Origin of the sequence: Humitalea sp. 24SJ18S-53 (assembly GCF_050632385.1) — a bacterium.
GTDB lineage: Bacteria > Pseudomonadota > Alphaproteobacteria > Acetobacterales > Acetobacteraceae > Humitalea.
This window is the reverse complement of record NZ_CP192599.1, coordinates 858,214-873,428: the sequence shown is the minus strand read 5'-3', so window position 1 is coordinate 873,428 and position 15,215 is coordinate 858,214. Positions and strand designations below refer to the sequence as shown.

Here is a 15,215-nt window from a genome sequence, read left to right as displayed (position 1 = left end):
CATGGTAGGTCCAAGGCGTTAATCTTCGCAGCATTTTCCTTTAGGTGCTCCCGCACGCCATGCTTGCAGACCGCGACGCCCTGCTCCGACGCCTGCACGAGTTGCGGACCGAGCACCGGGACCTCGACACCGTCATCGCCCGGATCGAGGCCGGAACCGCCGATCAACTGCACCTCCAGCGGCTGAAGAAGCGCAAGCTGAAGCTGAAGGACGAGCTGGCCTGGATCGAAAGCCGCCTGGTGCCGGACATCACGGCGTGAGCGCCCCCCAGCCCCCCCGCGTCGGCATCATCATGGGCAGCCGCAGCGATTGGGAAACCATGCGCCATGCGTCCGAAACGCTGGACAAGCTGGGCATCGCCCATGAATCGACGGTCGTATCGGCCCATCGCACGCCGGACCGTATGTATACGTATGCGCGCGATGCCGCCGGGCGGGGCCTTGGCGTGATCATCGCCGGCGCCGGGGGTGCCGCGCATCTGCCGGGGATGACGGCATCGATGACCCGCCTGCCCGTGCTGGGCGTGCCGGTGCAGAGCCAGGCGCTGAACGGCATGGATAGCCTGTTGTCGATCGTGCAGATGCCGGCGGGCATCCCGGTCGGTACCCTGGCGATCGGCCGCGCCGGGGCGGTGAACGCGGCCCTTCTGGCCGCGGCGATCCTGGCCCTGGCCGATGCCCCATTGGCGGCACGGCTTGAGGCTTACCGTGCCGAGCACACGGCCAGCGTCGCTGAAACCCCGACATGAGCAGCGGGCCGCTGGCGCCTGGCGCGCGGATCGGCATTTTGGGGACCGGGCAGTTGGGCCGGATGTCGGCGTTGTCGGCCGCCCGACTCGGCTACCGGACGCATGTCTTCGGCCCCGAGGCCGATGGGCCGGGCATGCAGGTCGCCACGGCGCGCACCTGCGCCGCCTATGACGACACGGCGGCCCTGACGGCATTCGCCGGGCAGGTCGATGTCGTGACCTTCGAATTCGAGAATGTGCCGCATGCGACCCTGGCCGCCCTGGATGGCCGGGTTGCCTGCGCCCCCGGCGCGCAGGTCCTGGCCAATTGCCAGGACCGCCTGGTCGAAAAGCGCTTCATGGCCGCGGCCGGCGTGCCGGTCGGGCCCTGGGCGCCGGTCGAGTCGGCGGCCGACCTGGCCGCCGCGATCGCCGCCGTCGGTCTGCCCGCGGTGCTGAAGACGACCAGGCTCGGCTACGACGGGCGCGGCCAGGCGGTGGTGCACACGGTCGAGGACGCCAAGGCGGCCCTGGCGCGACTCGCCCCCCACCCGCTGATCCTTGAGGCCTTCATCCCTTTCGTCGCCGAAATCTCCGCCATCGTGGCGCGCGGCACCGATGGGTCGGTGGTGAGTTTCGATGCGGTCGAGAATCGGCACACACACCATATCCTGGACCTGTCCTTCGCGCCGGCGCGGATTCCCGCGGGCGTCGGCGCGGCGGCCCGGCGCCATGCGATGGCGCTGGCGACGGCCCAGGACCTGGTTGGCGTGTTGGCGGTGGAGTTCTTCCTGCTGGCGGACGGCCGCCTATTGGGCAATGAAATGGCGCCCCGGCCGCATAATTCCGGCCATTGGACGATGGACGCCTGCGACGTCAGCCAATTCGACCTTCACATACGCGCGATTGCCGGATGGCCCCTTACTGCACCCGCGCGGCACGCCGATGCGGTGATGCGCAACCTGATCGGCGCCGAGGGCATGGCGCGGTGCCCTGCCATGATGGCCATGCCCGGCGTGGCCCTGCACCTCTACGGCAAGGCGGAAGCAAGGCCAGGCCGCAAGATGGGCCATGCCACACGCTGCCTGCCGCTGGGTGCCCTTGGTTATCTGCCGGATGCGGGTGCCTTAGGGGAGCTTTAAACAAACCCCAGAACCTGTGACCAATTTGCCGATCCCGGGTGTGGCCCGAATGCCACATGGTTCTCTCGATTACCGCAACCCCGTAGGCAAACGCGTAATGACGGTGCTACCAAGCGATGGATGCGGCGGGCAGCCTGGGCATGGGTTCAGGGGATTGTCGCAATCACAACTCGTGTTCCTACTCTGAAGGGGGATTTATCATGAGCCTCAAGAAGGCGCTTCTTGCCGCCACGATGCTGAGCCTGCCGCTTGCGGCCCAGGCGCAGCCGATCACTGGCGTGTACATCGGCGGCGGCGCCGGTGTGAACTTCCTGGACGACATGGGCATCAAGCCCGGTTCGGGCACCACCGCGCAGCTGCAGGCCGCTGGCCTTGGCCCGTCGGGCAATGCCTCGTTCGCCACCGGCTGGGTCGGCGTCGTCTCCGTTGGTTGGGGCTTCGGCAACGGCGTGCGCGCTGAAGTCGAAGGCAACTTCCGCCAGAACGATGTGGACTCGGTCACGGGCTTCCGCACCGGCGTCGGCGCCACCAACTCGACCGGCAGCGTCCAGCAGTACGGCGTGATGGCCAACGCCCTGTTCGACTTCGACCTCGGCCTGCCGATCGTCCCCTACCTGGGCGTTGGCGCGGGTTACGTCGTGCAGAAGTGGAACTCGGTGACGGTTCGCCAGGGCTCCTCGGGCGGCCTGAACATCGACGGTGACGATGGGCAGTTCGCCTATCAGGGCATCGTCGGCGCGGCGTTCCCGATCGCGGCCGTCCCCGGCCTGTCGATCACCGCCGAATACCGCATCATGGCGACGCTCGAGGGCACGATCGATGCCACGCTGCGTAACCAGGCGACGGGCGCCACCACGCGCACGACGATCGACACGGACGGCCTGAACAACAGCCTGCTCATCGGCCTGCGTTATGCCTTCGGCGTCGAGCCGCCGCCGGCCCCGGTCGTGGCCCCGGCCGCTGCCCCGGCCCCGGCCCGCACCTACCTGGTGTTCTTCGACTGGAACCGTGCGGACCTGACGGATCGCGCGCGCCAGATCATCGCCGAAGCGGCTCAGAACAGCCGCCGCGTGCAGGTGACCCGGATCGAAGTGAACGGCTTCACGGACACCTCGGGTTCCGCGCAGTACAACCAGGGCCTGTCGGTGCGTCGCGCCGAAGCCGTTGCGGCCGAACTCGCCCGCCTCGGCATCGCGCGTTCCTCGATGACGATCCAGGGCTTCGGTCAGACCCGTCTCCTGGTTCCGACCGCGGACAACGTGCGCGAGCCGCAGAACCGTCGCGTCGAGATCATCCTGCGCTGATCAGTGCGGGACACCCCGGATCGCAAGATCCGGGGATCTCTTCGAAGCGAAAGGGGCACTCCGAAAGGGGCGCCCCTTTTTCTTGTCCGGATATTTTCCAGTTCACCACATATCCCGTTGCGGAAATGCGACACTGCGACTTCCGCGTGCAAGCCTGGACACAATCACGCCACAGAATTGAAGAGATGGGTATACGAATTCATAGCGATATGACTGTCGTTCTCGTGCTTCTCGGAGATCCATCATGCGCTCTTCCAAAAGCTTCTTGCTCGCTTCCGCCGCGCTGATCGCGTCGGCCCCCATCGCCTTCGCGCAGCCAGTGACGGGCGTCTACCTGGGGGCCGGCCTGGGCGTGAACTGGGCGTCCGACGCGGATATCTCGATCGACGGCGCGCTCTCCCCCGCAGCGGTTGCCGGGGGCATCACGCAAAGCGGCAAGGTCTCCTACGACCTTGGCTGGGTCGCCCTGGGTTCCGTCGGCTGGGGCTTCGGCAACGGCCTGCGGGTCGAAGGCGAAGTCTCCTACCGGCGCAACGACCTGGACGGCACCTCCGGCTTCGGCCAGAGCAACTTCTCGGGCTCCGAAGGGCACCGCGAAACCATCGGGACGATGGTGAACCTGCTCTACGACTTCCCGGTCAACTGGCCCGTCATCCCCTACATCGGCATCGGCGCCGGCTATGCCTGGACGTCGCAGGTGAATGCTGTGTCGATCTCCAGCACGGGCAATCAATTCAACTATCGCGGCGTCAATGGCGAATTCGCCTACCAGGGCATTCTCGGCGCCGCCTTCCCGATCACGGCGGTGCCCGGGCTGTCGCTGACCGCCGAGTATCGCTACTTCGCGACGCTCGACACGGACGTGGACGTGAAGGTGACGCAGGCCAACCGGCCGTCGCAGTTCCTGTCCGGCACCACGGACAATGCGAACAACAGCGTACTGATCGGCCTGCGCTATGCCTTCGGCGTCGCGCCGCCGCCGCCGCCGGTCGTGGCCCCGGCCGCGGCCCCTGCCCCGGCCCGCACCTATCTGGTGTTCTTCGACTGGAACCGCGCCGACCTGACCGATCGCGCGCGCCAGATCATCGCCGAGGCCGCCGAGAACAGCCGCCGCGTCGAACTGACCCGCATCGAGGTGAACGGCTTCACCGACACCTCGGGTTCCGCGCAGTACAATCAGGGCCTGTCGGTCCGGCGCGCCGAAACGGTCGCCGCGGAACTCGCCCGACTCGGCGTCCCGCGTTCCGCGATGTCGATCCAGGGGTTTGGCCAGACCCGCCTGCTGGTGCCGACCGCGGACAATGTGCGTGAACCGCAGAACCGCCGCGTGGAGATCATCCTGCGCTGATCGGCGCGGGACGCCCCGGATCGCACGATCCAGGGATCGGTTCGAAGGGAAGGGGACGCTCCGAAAGGGGCGTCCCTTTTTCTGCGTCGGATGCCCGTCGCTCGATAGTTGCACAAAAACCACACTGCGGCTTTTGTGTTAATGATGGGTTCCTGTATCGGTGTCCTATCGATTACAGTCACTACCAGTTGCACGGCCTGAATAATTTTCGCCTTTCCGTCACTCGGGGATACATCATGCGCTCCAGCAAAAGCGTCCTGCTCGCTTCCGCCGCCCTCATCGCAACGGCGCCCCTCGCCTTCGCTGAGCCGCTGACCGGCGTCTACATCGGTGCCGGCGTCGGCGTGAACATGGCATCGGACGCCGATCTCTCCATCGACGGTGCATTGAGCCCCGCAGCGACGGCCGCCGGCATCACGTCCAGCGGCAAGCAGTCCTACCAGCTCGGCATCGCGCTCGTCGGCTCGGTTGGCTACGGCTTCGGCAACGGCCTGCGGTCCGAGGTCGAGGTCTCCTACCGCCCCACCGGGCTGGACGACACGACCGGCTTCGGCCAGCGGAGCTTCAATGTTTCGACCGGCTGGCGTGCGACCACCGCGGCCATGGTGAATGTGCTCTACGACTTCCCCGTCGCCTGGCCGATCATCCCCTACGTCGGCGCCGGCGTCGGCTATGCCTGGACGTCGCAGGTGAACGCCCTGTCGATCTCCACCACCGGCAACCAGTTCAACTACCGTGGCGTGAACGGCGAATTCGCCTACCAGGGCATCATCGGCGCGGCCTATCCGATCGCGTCCGTCCCGGGCCTGGCGATCACCGCCGAGTATCGCTACCTCGCGACGCTCGACACCGATGTGGACATCAAGGTCACGCCGGCGAACCGGCCGTCGCAGTTCCTGTCCGGCAGCACGGACAATGCGAACAACAGCCTGCTGGTCGGCCTGCGCTATGCCTTCGGCGTCGCGCAGCCGGCCCCGGTCGTGGTGCCGGCCGCAGCCCCGGCCCCGGCCCGCACCTACCTGGTGTTCTTCGACTGGAACCGCGCCGACCTGACCGATCGCGCGCGCCAGATCATCGCCGAGGCGGCACAGAACAGCCGTCGCGTCGAGGTGACCCGCATCGAGGTGAACGGCTTCACCGATACCTCGGGGTCCGCCCAGTACAACCAGGGCCTGTCGGTGCGCCGCGCCGAAGCCGTCGCGGCTGAACTCGCCCGCCTCGGCATCGCGCGTTCCTCGATGACGATCCAGGGCTTCGGTCAGACCCGCCTGCTGGTGCCGACCGCGGACAACGTGCGCGAGCCGCAGAACCGCCGCGTCGAGATCATCCTGCGCTGATCGCACACAAGCGCGAAAGACCAGGGGCGCCTCCGCAAGGGGGCGCCCCTTTTTCTTGCCCGCTCCCCTCCGGCGCCGGGCACAAAAAAAGGACGCCCTGGGGCGTCCTTTTTCATGGCCGGGCGGCGGTGTTCAGCGCGCGGTGGTCGCCGGTGCCGCGCTGCGGTTGGCGGCCGGTGTGGCCTGCGCCGTGCGGGTCGGTTGCGCGGCGCGCGTCGGGGCCGCGGCGGCGGAGCGCGTGGCATTGGCGGCGCAGGCCGGCGCTTCCTGCAGGGTCGCGATGCGGCGATTCGCCGTCACCTGCTGCAGGCCTTCACGGCCATTGGCGGCCAGCGCCTCCTGGAACAGCGCGCCGACGTCGCGGCAGAAGTGCGAGCCCTGGCGGATGCCTTCCTGCGAATGGGTGTTCGCCAGGGTGGTGATGTAGTTGTCCACCGCCGTCGAATTGCCGCGGTAATAGGTGCGGATGGTGGTCAGCGTGGTGCGCAGCTCGGTCTGGTTGCGGTTCATGAACTGGCCGTATTCGGTGTACTTGTCACAGGACAGCGCTGCGACCATCAGCTGGCTTTGCAGCGCGCGCATGTCGAACGCAGCCCTTTGGGCGGCGGGCATGCAGGACTGCGCCACGGCCGGGGCAGCGATAGACGCCGCGACGAGGCCTGCGATCAGGGGACGAATCATGGTCTTCACGCTGGCTCTCCCGCCGAGAAATTTTCCGTTAAGGCTTCTACACGGTTCCGCACACGCTTGCGAAGCCTGAGTTCTGTAACACGAATCGCGCCAGGCCATGGACTTGGCCGATGTTGTGCATGTGTGGCCCTAGAATCACGGTTTCATAACGGTCCCGTCAAGCCCCATTGTCGCGGGGACGCCTCAGGCGGCCTGGGCCTTCGGCCGGCGCGACAGCCGCCCCAGGTCCCGCAGGCGCCGATCGAGGAAGGCCATCGTGGGCGCCAGGTCGTCGCTGTCATCCGTCAGCCAGAACGCCAGGGTCGCCCCGTAGACGGCCGCCAGCGAGGCTCGGCGCGTGTACCAGGACATGTCGGCGGAGGTGTCGCCCGCCGCATGCCACATGGCATCGACGGTCCGTGCGGTGCACCTGATCGCGGCGCGGGCGTTCCACGGCAGCGCCAGCAGCGCCAGGCCGCGTCGCACCGCGGGCTTGTCGGCCTGGGCCGCCCGCAGGCGCAATTCGACCAGGCGGCGAATCCGCGCCGGAACGCGCAGCGCGCCCAGCGATTCGGCCTGGGCGGCGGCGTCCATGTCGCGGTCGGCAAGGTCGCTCCAGGCCTCCACCATGCCGGTGGGGCCGGCGGGGAAGAGGAAGGGCGCATCGGCCACCGACAGCCCCGCCGCGGCGGCCTGGGGGCCTGCCAGGCCGTGGCGCAGGGCGGCCTCGGTCCAGCCATGCTCGGCCACATGCGGCAGCATGCAGCGCAGGGCGGCGTCGCGCTCGGGGCTGCGCTCGATCATGCGATGGTCTCCGTCTCGGCCGGGGTGGGGGGGTGCTGCGCCAGTTCCTCGGTGAACCCCAGCAGGGACAGGTCGTGCATCCGCATCAGGTAGAGCACGCCGTCCAGATGGTCGCATTCATGCTGCATCACGCGGGCCAGCAGCCCCTCCGCATCGCCCTCGACCACGCGTCCGTCCAGGGAGAAGCCGCGGAAGCCGACGCGCCGGCTGCGTCGGACGGCGCCGCGCAGGCCGGGAATCGACAGGCAGCCCTCGAAGCCCACCTCATCGGCCGGGTCCAGCAGGGTGATCTCCGGGTTGATCAGCGCGGCGACGCCGTCCTTGCCCTGCCGCCAGACGAAGATGCGCAGCGATTCATGGACTTGTGGGGCTGCCAGGCCCAGCCCCTGGGCGTCCAGCATGGTCGCCCCCATATCCATCACCAGCCGCCGGATCTCGGGCGCCATCGGATCGGCCACGGGCTCCGCGCGGCGGAGCAGGACGGGGTGCCCAAGCCGGGCGATCTTCAGGAGGGACATGACGCCACAAATAGGCGCTGCCCGGCCGATGCGACAGGAGGCCCCCCGCGCAAAATCGCAGGCAGGGGCTTCCATCCTCTCGCGTCCGCATGCTAGACGCTGCGCTTCCGCGACGGGTTTCGGCCCGGCGCTGTTTCCTTTTCGCCCTTTGGCATCCCTTTTGGCAGGAGTTGCACCGCGTGCAGGTCGTCGTCCGCGACAACAACATCGATCAGGCGCTTAAGGCCCTGAAGAAGAAGCTCCAGCGTGAGGGCGTCTTCCGTGAGATGAAGCTTCGTCGTCATTATGAGAAGCCCTCCGAACGCCGTGCGCGTGAGGCGGCCGAAGCCGTCCGTCGCGCCCGCAAGGTGGAGCGCAAGCGCCTGGAGCGCGAAGGCTTCTGACGACCTGAGGGCAGCGGCCGACGCCCCTGCCCTCAGCCAGTGTTTTGCGCGCTACGTCAGGCGGATTCGATCCGCGGCGTGGCCCGAAACCCCGCTCTGACATGATCTATCTGGCTGCCGCGCCCATGGCGTAGGCGGTCTGTTTTTGCATGCGCATCGCCTCGCGGGGCAGAGGCGATGCCCCTGCCCCGGCCCATTGCGTCAGCCGGGCACCAGCCGGACGCGATCGGCGGCGTAGCTCAGCGATCCGGTCCACCGGCTGACCGAGCACATGTGGAAAAGCTGCTGCACGAACAACGGATGCGGCCGCGCATCCTCCGGCATCACACGGGCGCCGGTATTGCGTTCGAACCAGTCCGTCCCCGAATCCACCTGCCAGAACATCCGGCAGTCGGGATCATCATTCGCGGCCGTGTTCGTGGCCGTTTTCATCGCCCGGAAGGTCGAGTCGTCCGTGATGTCGTGGAACCGCTCGGGGATGGCATAGACCAGCGTCCGCGGGTCCTCGAGGCTGCGAAACACGGGATTCGTCGGGAAGGTCTTGTAGGCGAAATTGCCGATGCGGACGAAGGACTCGAACATATCCTCCTGGCCGTTCCGGTAGCGCGCTGCGACCAGCGGATCGAAGAACGGGAATTCGATGCCGCGCAGTTTCAACACGGCGCACCAGTGATTGTCGAAGACGTCGCGGTGGCTCTTGGTGATGTTCTGGTTCTCGTAGTGCCGGCCGGGGAACCAGGCGCCGCGACGGACATGGACCGCATTGGTCGCGGTGATCCGGGCCTGCGGATAGGCCGTGGCGATGTATTCCCAGGGCCCGCCGAAGGTGGTGGTTCCCCGCACATTGGCCGGGTGCAACCGGGCGCTGGGTTTTTGGGCGATCTTCCCGAACTGGGGCGTCAGCGGATGGGATTGCTGCAAGCCCAGCAGGGCGACGGGGAAGCCCAGGTGCTGCAACAGGTAGTTGAAGCCCAGGGCGAGGTTCATGCAGTTGCCGCGCAGCACGCCGGTCACCCAGGCGCCACTGTCCCATGGCACGCCGACCTGCGTGAAGCTGTAGACGAAGTGGCTGGCGTCGATGTAGCGGCAATAGGCCTGGAAGGCGGTGAAGGCCACGCGCTCCAGGGTTGGGCCGCCGGCGTAGCGCGGCAGTTGCCGCGCGTTCACGAAGGCGTCCAGGCGCCTCTTCAACTCACCAACGGCTCGGGGATTATAAAGGGCGGATTCGACGGTATCCGGTAGCGTCGTCAGGGTCAGCGGCACGCAAGGATCCTTCTGGCCTGCAACGTTGCCCCCGTAAAATGGTTCGGCAGGCGATTCGATCGCCTGCCGCGCAACGTGCAGTTGAAGGATGGCTTATTTCTGCAGCGCCTGCACGATCTGCTGGGTCACCTTTTTGGCATCCCCAAACAGCATCATCGTGTTGTCGCGGAAAAACAGCTCGTTCTCGACGCCGGCATAGCCGGACGCCATGCCGCGCTTCACGAAGAACACGGTCTTGGCCTTTTCGACGTCCAGGATCGGCATGCCATAGATCGCCGAGGACTTGTCCGTCTTGGCGGCAGGGTTGGTCACGTCGTTTGCCCCGATGACATAGGCGACGTCCGCGTCGGCGAATTCGGGGTTGATCTCCTCCAACTCATGCACCTCGTCGTAGGGCACGTTGGCCTCGGCCAGCAGCACGTTCATGTGGCCGGGCATACGGCCCGCGACGGGGTGGATGGCGTAGGAGACGTCGACGCCTTCCTTCTTCAGCAGATCCGCCATTTCGCGCACCACCTGCTGGGCCTGGGCCACCGCCATGCCGTAGCCGGGCACCACGATGACCTTCTGGGCGTTCTTCATGATGTAGGCGGCATCTTCCGGGCTGCCGTTCTTGGTCGGCCGCGCCGGGCCACCGCCACCGGCGGCCGCCTCGCCACTCGTGGTCCCAAAGCCACCCAGCAGCACGTTGATGATGCTGCGGTTCATGCCCTTGCACATGATGTAGGACAGGATTGCGCCCGAAGCGCCGACCAAGGCGCCGGTCACGATCAGCAGCAGGTTGCCGATGGTAAAGCCGATGCCCGCCGCCGCCCAGCCGGAGTAGCTGTTCAGCATGGACACCACGACCGGCATGTCCGCGCCACCGATCGGGATGATCAGCAGGAAGCCCAGCCCGAAGGCCAGGATCGCGATCAGCCAGAACAGGATCGGGCTGCCCGTCGCGACGAAGCTCACGACCAGCACCAGCATCAGGATGCCGAGCCCGAGGTTCAGCTTGTGCTGGCCCGCGAAGAGGATCGGCGCGCCGGACATGCGCCCGTCGAGCTTGGCGAAGGCGATCAGCGAGCCGGAGAAGGTGATGGCACCAATGGCTAGGCCCAGCGACATCTCGACCAGCGATTGGGCGTGGATGTGCCCGCGCGTGCCGATGCCGAAGGATTCGGGGCTGTAGAAGGCCGCCGCCGCGACGAAGACCGCCGCCATGCCGACCAGGCTGTGGAAGAAGGCCACCAACTGCGGCAGCGACGTCATCTGGATGCGTCGCGCCAGCACCGTGCCGACGCTGCCGCCGATCGCGATGGCGACGATGATCAGCGCGAAGCCGCCGCCATCGATACCGCTGTGGAACAGGGTCGCGACCACAGCGATCCCCATGCCGATCATGCCGAACAGGTTGCCCTGGCGGCTGCTTTCGGGGTTCGACAACCCGCGCAGGGCCAGGATGAACAGGACGGACGCGATGAGATACGCGAGCGTGGAAATCGTCGCCATGTTCTCAGCCCTTCCGCTTGAACATCGCGAGCATGCGTCGCGTCACGATGAACCCACCAAAGATGTTCACCGAAGCAAGCATCACGCCGAGGAAGCCGAAGACGCGGGCGACATTGCTCTCGGCCATGCCGGCCGCGAGGATCGCGCCCACCACGATCACCGAGGAAATCGCGTTGGTGACGCCCATCAGCGGCGAATGCAGCGCAGGCGTCACCGACCAGACGACGTAATAGCCGACGAAGCAGGCGAGCAAGAAGATCGTCAGCATCAGCAGGAAGGGGTTGGCGGCCTCGGCCAGGGGCTGCACCGCCTGGGCGGCGGCCAGCGCGCGGTCGGCCATCGTCAGCGCCAGGTCGGCGGTGGCCTTGGCCTGGTTGGCGAGATCGGTCGGGTTCATGCCGCGGTCTCCTTCGGCAGAAAGTTGGGATGGACCACGGCGCCGGCGCGGGTGATCTGGCTGCCCTTGATGATGTCATCCTCGGGGTTCAGCACCGCCTTCTTGGCCTCCTTGTCCCAGAAGGTCGTCAGGAAGGTCAGCAGGTTGCGCGCATAGAGGTTGGACGCGGCCCCGGCGATGCGCCCGGGCCAGTTGTTCCAGCCCAGCACCTTCACCCCATTGGCGGTGGTGATCGCCTGGCCCGGCACCGTCGCCGAGCAATTGCCGCCGGCGTCGGAGGCGATGTCCACGATCACCGAGCCCGGCTTCATGCTGGCGACCATCGCGTCATTGATCAGGATCGGCGCGCGGCGGCCCTGCACCAGCGCGGTGCAGACGATGACATCGGCCTTGGCGGCGGCGACCGCGACGACCTCGGCCTGCTTGGCCAGGTATTCGGGGCTCATCGCCTTGGCATAGCCGCCGGTGGTCTGGGCGGCCTTCATCTCCTCATCCTCGTAGCCGACGAAGGTCGCGCCGAGGCTCTTGATCTCTTCCTTGGCGGCCGGGCGCACGTCGGTCGCCGACACGCGGCCCCCGAGGCGACGGGCCGTGGCGATCGCCTGCAACCCGGCGACGCCGGCGCCCATGATCAGGACGTTCGCGGCCGGGATCGTGCCCGCCGCGGTCATCAGCATCGGGAAGCCCTTGTCGTAGGCGACCGCGCCCTCGATCACCGCGCGATAGCCCGCCAGGTTCGCCTGGCTGGACAGCACGTCCATCGACTGCGCGCGGGTGATGCGCGGCAGCAGTTCCATCGACACCGCATCCAGGCCGAGCGTCGCATAGCGCTGTGCCGCCACGGTATCGGCGCCCAGGGTGCCGATCACCAGCGCGCCGCGCGGGATCAGGTAAAGCTCGTCCACCTCCCCTTCGCCCTGCGCCAGGGGGGCGCGCACCTTCAGCACGATCTCGGCGCCGGCGAGGGCTCCGGCGGCGTTGTTGAAGATCAGCGCCCCGGCTTCGGCATAGGCCGCGTCGGGCTGGCCGGCATGGATGCCGAGCCCGGCCTCGACAGCCACCGTGCAGCCGAGGGCGATGTATTTCTTCACCGTCTCCGGCGTCGCGGCCACGCGCGTTTCGCCGCCGCGGCGTTCCTTCAGCACCGCAAGGCGCATGTCACCAAATCCCCTGACCCAATTCGCACCGCAACATGATGATACAGGCCGATCAACGCAAGGCGGATAGCATGGCGGCAGGCCGCTTGCGGGGAAGCACCGGGCGCGGGCAACATCGCGCCATGCTCCTGCGCCCCATGCCCGACGGCGGCCTGCTGTGCGTCAGCCAGCCCGCCCATGCCCTGATCTCCGGCCAGTTGGCGCGCGCCTGGGGCGCCCCCGGCTTTGCCGCGCCGGCGCCGCTGGAACCGGTCGCGCTGGCCTGCGCGCAGCACGACGTGGCCTGGATGGGGTGGGAGGCCGAGCCCAGCTTCGACCCCGCGACCGGCCGGCCGCTGGAATTCCGCGGCCTGGGCGGGCGCCACCATGCGCCGATGTGGGCGGAGGGGGTGCGTCTCGCGCTGGCATCCTGGGGGCTGTGGCCGGCGCTGCTGATTTCACGCCACGGCAACCTGATCTATCGCCGCTTCCTCGACCGGCATCGCGTGGACCCCGCGGATGCGGCGGCGGCCGATGCCTACCTGGCCGAACAGGCGGTGCTGCAGGCCGAATGGGCGGCGCGCTTGGGTGTGACCGAGGCCGAGGTCGCGGCCAACAGCGCCATCCTGGGCGCGGTGGACCAGATGTCGCTGACCATCTGCTGGGGCCTGGCCGATTGCTGGACCGGCGACGCGCCACTGGCCGATGGCAGCCATGCCCGGATGATGCTGCGGCAAGGCGACGGCTATCTGGTCTGCGACCCCTGGCCGTTCCGCGAGGCCGAGGTGCGGGTCCAAACCGAAGCGACCCTTCTGGCCGCGCCCGCGACCTATCCGGATGCGGCGGCGATGCGTCAGGCGCTGGCCGTGTCGCCGCGAGTCGCCGTGTCGGCCGTGTTGCGCCGGGCGTAGCGCCGTCAGATCGCCAGGCGGCGCAGCAGCGCGAGCAGCGCCACCCTTTCGCCGGGATCGAGCGGGTTCAGCAGGGCATCCCGCGCCCGCAGCCCCTGGGCGCGGGCTTCGACCAGGGCGGCCTGGCCCTCCTCCGTCAATGTCAGGACCACGGTGCGCCGGTCCATCGGGTCGGTCGTCGCGGCGATCAGCCCGCGGTCGCGCAGCCGCTGCACCACCCCCTTCGTCGTCGCGGAATCGAGGGCCACAAGGCGGCCAAGCCGATTCTGCGTGATGCGGCCGGATTGATCGAGCCTGACCAGCGTCGCGAATTGCGTGGGCGTCAGGCCGCCGGGCCCACCGAGGGCGAGAAAGATCGCCGCGTAGCGCTGGTGCGCGCGGCGCAGCAAATGGCCAACCGAATCGTCCAGGCTGTAGGGCGGCTCCCCTGCCGCCGATGCGTCACGATCGAAGTCTTCCGCCGGCCGAACCATGGGATCGTTTCCGATTCTGCGTTTCTCGCATGACCGTATTGCGCTCTGAACGCATGTCCAATATGCGCTTGAGGTAATCTCCGCGCAACGTCGGGGACAGGGAGAAGATGTGCATGGAACAGGACGTAAAGCCGGGCCGCCGTGGACTTCTGGCGGGTGCGGCCGCGGCGACAGGTGCCGTCGTGCTGGCGACGCCGCAGGTCAGCCGGGCGCAAACGGTCGCCCTGCGCTTCCAATCCACCTGGCCACAGCGCGACATCTTCCACGAATTCGCACAGGATTATGTCAGCCGGGTTAACGCGATGGCGGGGGGGCGTCTGCGTCTTGACCTGCTGGCCGCCGGGGCCGTCGTCGGTGCCTTCCAGTTGCAGGACGCGGTGTCGGCCGGCACGCTGGATGGCGGGCACGGCGTGGCGGCCTATTGGTTCGGCAAGAACAAGGCCTTCAGCCTGTTCGGCACGACACCGCCCTGGTTCGGCGATGCGCATCAATTGCTCGGCTGGTTCTATTATGGCGGTGGTGAGGCGCTGTACCGGGAATTGGTGAATGACACGCTGCGGGTGAACACCGTGGGCTTCCTGACCGGGCCGATGCCGACGCAGCCGCTCGGCTGGTTCAAGAACCCGATCGAACGCGCCGACCAGGTCCGCGGCCTGAAGTATCGCACCGTGGGCCTGGCCGCCGACCTGATGGCCGAAATGGGGGCCGCCGTCGTGTCGCTGCCGGGGGGTGAGATCGTGCCCGCGTTGGAACGCGGCGTCATCGACGGCGCCGAGTTCAACAACCCGTCGTCCGATCGCGTGCTCGGTTTCCCCGACGTCGCGAAGAACTACATGATCCAGAGCTACCACCAGCCGGTGGAATGCTTCGAAGTCCTGTTCAACAAGCCGAAGTACGACGCGTTGCCGGCCGAATTGCAGGCGACCTTGCGGCATGGCGCGGAAGCGGCCTCCGCCGACATGTCGTGGAAGCTGCAGGACCGCTATTCGCGCGACCTGCTCGCCATGGCGCAGACCCAGGGTGTGAACGTGCGCCCGACGCCGCGCCCGGTGCTGGACGCCCAACTGGCCGCCTGGGACCGTGTCATCACGCGGCTTGAGGCGGATAACAGCAGCCCGGTGAACGGCCCGCTGTTCAAGAAGATCTGCGACAGCCAGCGCGACTGGTGCCGCCGGATCGGCAACTTCTTCCTGCGCTACGAAGTCAGCCCCGTGGTCTCCTACAACCACTTTTTCGCGCGCACCTGACGGCGGGCAGGGTCCGGCGGGCCGGTCGGGATTGCTCCCGTCCGGCCCGTTTTTCGTAAAGG

General features: G+C 67.6%; 17 protein-coding genes. 9 read left to right on the top strand and 8 right to left on the bottom strand.

Annotated elements, in window-relative coordinates; translation table 11 throughout:
- Nucleotides 1-59 precede the first annotated feature (59 nt).
- The 6 genes from ACQW02_RS04210 (at nucleotide 60) to ACQW02_RS04185 (ending at nucleotide 5,858) form a co-directional block, all read left to right on the top strand.
- The gene (locus ACQW02_RS04210; protein WP_431284014.1) at nucleotides 60-260 is read left to right on the top strand and encodes a YdcH family protein; all 201 of its coding nucleotides are present in this window, start codon (nucleotides 60-62) and stop codon (nucleotides 258-260) included.
- A gap of 32 nt (nucleotides 261-292) precedes the next feature.
- A complete protein-coding gene (gene purE / locus ACQW02_RS04205) occupies nucleotides 293-748 on the top strand; it encodes a 5-(carboxyamino)imidazole ribonucleotide mutase (RefSeq protein WP_431285860.1) in 456 nt (151 codons plus the stop codon).
- Nucleotides 745-1,869, top strand: a complete 1,125-nt coding sequence (locus tag ACQW02_RS04200) for a 5-(carboxyamino)imidazole ribonucleotide synthase (protein ID WP_431284013.1) — start codon at nucleotides 745-747, stop codon at nucleotides 1,867-1,869. Before purE ends, ACQW02_RS04200 begins: the two co-directional genes overlap by 4 nt.
- A 200-nt stretch (nucleotides 1,870-2,069) precedes the next feature.
- Nucleotides 2,070-3,173 carry an OmpA family protein gene (locus ACQW02_RS04195; RefSeq protein WP_431284012.1) on the top strand — a complete coding sequence of 368 codons (1,104 nt, stop codon included), beginning with the start codon at nucleotides 2,070-2,072 and terminating at the stop codon, nucleotides 3,171-3,173.
- 244 nt (nucleotides 3,174-3,417) lie between these two features.
- Entirely contained in the window at nucleotides 3,418-4,521 is a 1,104-nt protein-coding gene (locus ACQW02_RS04190; protein ID WP_431284011.1) for an OmpA family protein, read from the top strand.
- A 236-nt stretch (nucleotides 4,522-4,757) separates the two neighbouring features.
- The gene (locus ACQW02_RS04185; protein WP_431284010.1) at nucleotides 4,758-5,858 is read left to right on the top strand and encodes an OmpA family protein; all 1,101 of its coding nucleotides are present in this window, start codon (nucleotides 4,758-4,760) and stop codon (nucleotides 5,856-5,858) included.
- A 132-nt stretch (nucleotides 5,859-5,990) separates the two neighbouring features.
- Here the strand turns inward: ACQW02_RS04185 and ACQW02_RS04180 are convergent, their stop codons facing one another.
- From ACQW02_RS04180 to def, 3 genes are all read right to left on the bottom strand, one after another.
- Nucleotides 5,991-6,548 carry a hypothetical protein gene (locus tag ACQW02_RS04180; protein WP_431284009.1) on the bottom strand — a complete coding sequence of 186 codons (558 nt, stop codon included), beginning with the start codon at nucleotides 6,546-6,548 and terminating at the stop codon, nucleotides 5,991-5,993.
- A 183-nt stretch (nucleotides 6,549-6,731) separates the two neighbouring features.
- Entirely contained in the window at nucleotides 6,732-7,331 is a 600-nt protein-coding gene (locus ACQW02_RS04175) for a COQ9 family protein (protein ID WP_431284008.1), read from the bottom strand.
- A complete protein-coding gene (gene def / locus ACQW02_RS04170; RefSeq protein WP_431284007.1) occupies nucleotides 7,328-7,849 on the bottom strand; it encodes a peptide deformylase in 522 nt (173 codons plus the stop codon). Before def ends, ACQW02_RS04175 begins: the two co-directional genes overlap by 4 nt.
- A gap of 179 nt (nucleotides 7,850-8,028) precedes the next feature.
- Here def and rpsU point away from each other — a divergent pair, with 179 nt between their 5' ends.
- Nucleotides 8,029-8,232 (top strand): 30S ribosomal protein S21, encoded by a 204-nt coding sequence (gene rpsU, locus ACQW02_RS04165; protein ID WP_007006360.1) that lies wholly within the window; start codon nucleotides 8,029-8,031, stop codon nucleotides 8,230-8,232.
- 201 nt (nucleotides 8,233-8,433) lie between these two features.
- Here rpsU and ACQW02_RS04160 read toward each other — a convergent pair whose 3' ends face one another.
- The 4 genes from ACQW02_RS04160 to ACQW02_RS04145 form a co-directional block, all read right to left on the bottom strand.
- The gene (locus ACQW02_RS04160) at nucleotides 8,434-9,495 is read right to left on the bottom strand and encodes a hypothetical protein (protein ID WP_431284006.1); all 1,062 of its coding nucleotides are present in this window, start codon (nucleotides 9,493-9,495) and stop codon (nucleotides 8,434-8,436) included.
- A gap of 93 nt (nucleotides 9,496-9,588) precedes the next feature.
- Nucleotides 9,589-10,989 (bottom strand): NAD(P)(+) transhydrogenase (Re/Si-specific) subunit beta, encoded by a 1,401-nt coding sequence (locus tag ACQW02_RS04155; protein WP_431284005.1) that lies wholly within the window; start codon nucleotides 10,987-10,989, stop codon nucleotides 9,589-9,591.
- Nucleotides 10,990-10,993: 4 nt separating this feature from the next.
- Nucleotides 10,994-11,386 carry an NAD(P) transhydrogenase subunit alpha gene (locus ACQW02_RS04150; RefSeq protein WP_431284004.1) on the bottom strand — a complete coding sequence of 131 codons (393 nt, stop codon included), beginning with the start codon at nucleotides 11,384-11,386 and terminating at the stop codon, nucleotides 10,994-10,996.
- A complete protein-coding gene (locus tag ACQW02_RS04145) occupies nucleotides 11,383-12,543 on the bottom strand; it encodes an NAD(P) transhydrogenase subunit alpha (protein WP_431284003.1) in 1,161 nt (386 codons plus the stop codon). The genes ACQW02_RS04150 and ACQW02_RS04145 overlap by 4 nt, the downstream gene beginning before the upstream one ends.
- A 122-nt stretch (nucleotides 12,544-12,665) precedes the next feature.
- Between ACQW02_RS04145 and ACQW02_RS04140 the strand changes: the two genes are divergently transcribed.
- Nucleotides 12,666-13,433: a DUF3891 family protein gene (locus ACQW02_RS04140; protein ID WP_431284002.1), complete on the top strand. Its 768-nt coding sequence runs from the start codon at nucleotides 12,666-12,668 to the stop codon at nucleotides 13,431-13,433.
- Nucleotides 13,434-13,438: 5 nt separating this feature from the next.
- Here ACQW02_RS04140 and ACQW02_RS04135 read toward each other — a convergent pair whose 3' ends face one another.
- Nucleotides 13,439-13,906 (bottom strand): MarR family winged helix-turn-helix transcriptional regulator, encoded by a 468-nt coding sequence (locus ACQW02_RS04135; protein ID WP_431284001.1) that lies wholly within the window; start codon nucleotides 13,904-13,906, stop codon nucleotides 13,439-13,441.
- 113 nt (nucleotides 13,907-14,019) lie between these two features.
- On the opposite strand from ACQW02_RS04135, the gene ACQW02_RS04130 reads away from it, so the two are divergent.
- Nucleotides 14,020-15,153 carry a TRAP transporter substrate-binding protein gene (locus ACQW02_RS04130; protein WP_431284000.1) on the top strand — a complete coding sequence of 378 codons (1,134 nt, stop codon included), beginning with the start codon at nucleotides 14,020-14,022 and terminating at the stop codon, nucleotides 15,151-15,153.
- The last annotated feature ends 62 nt before the right edge of the window (nucleotides 15,154-15,215 follow it).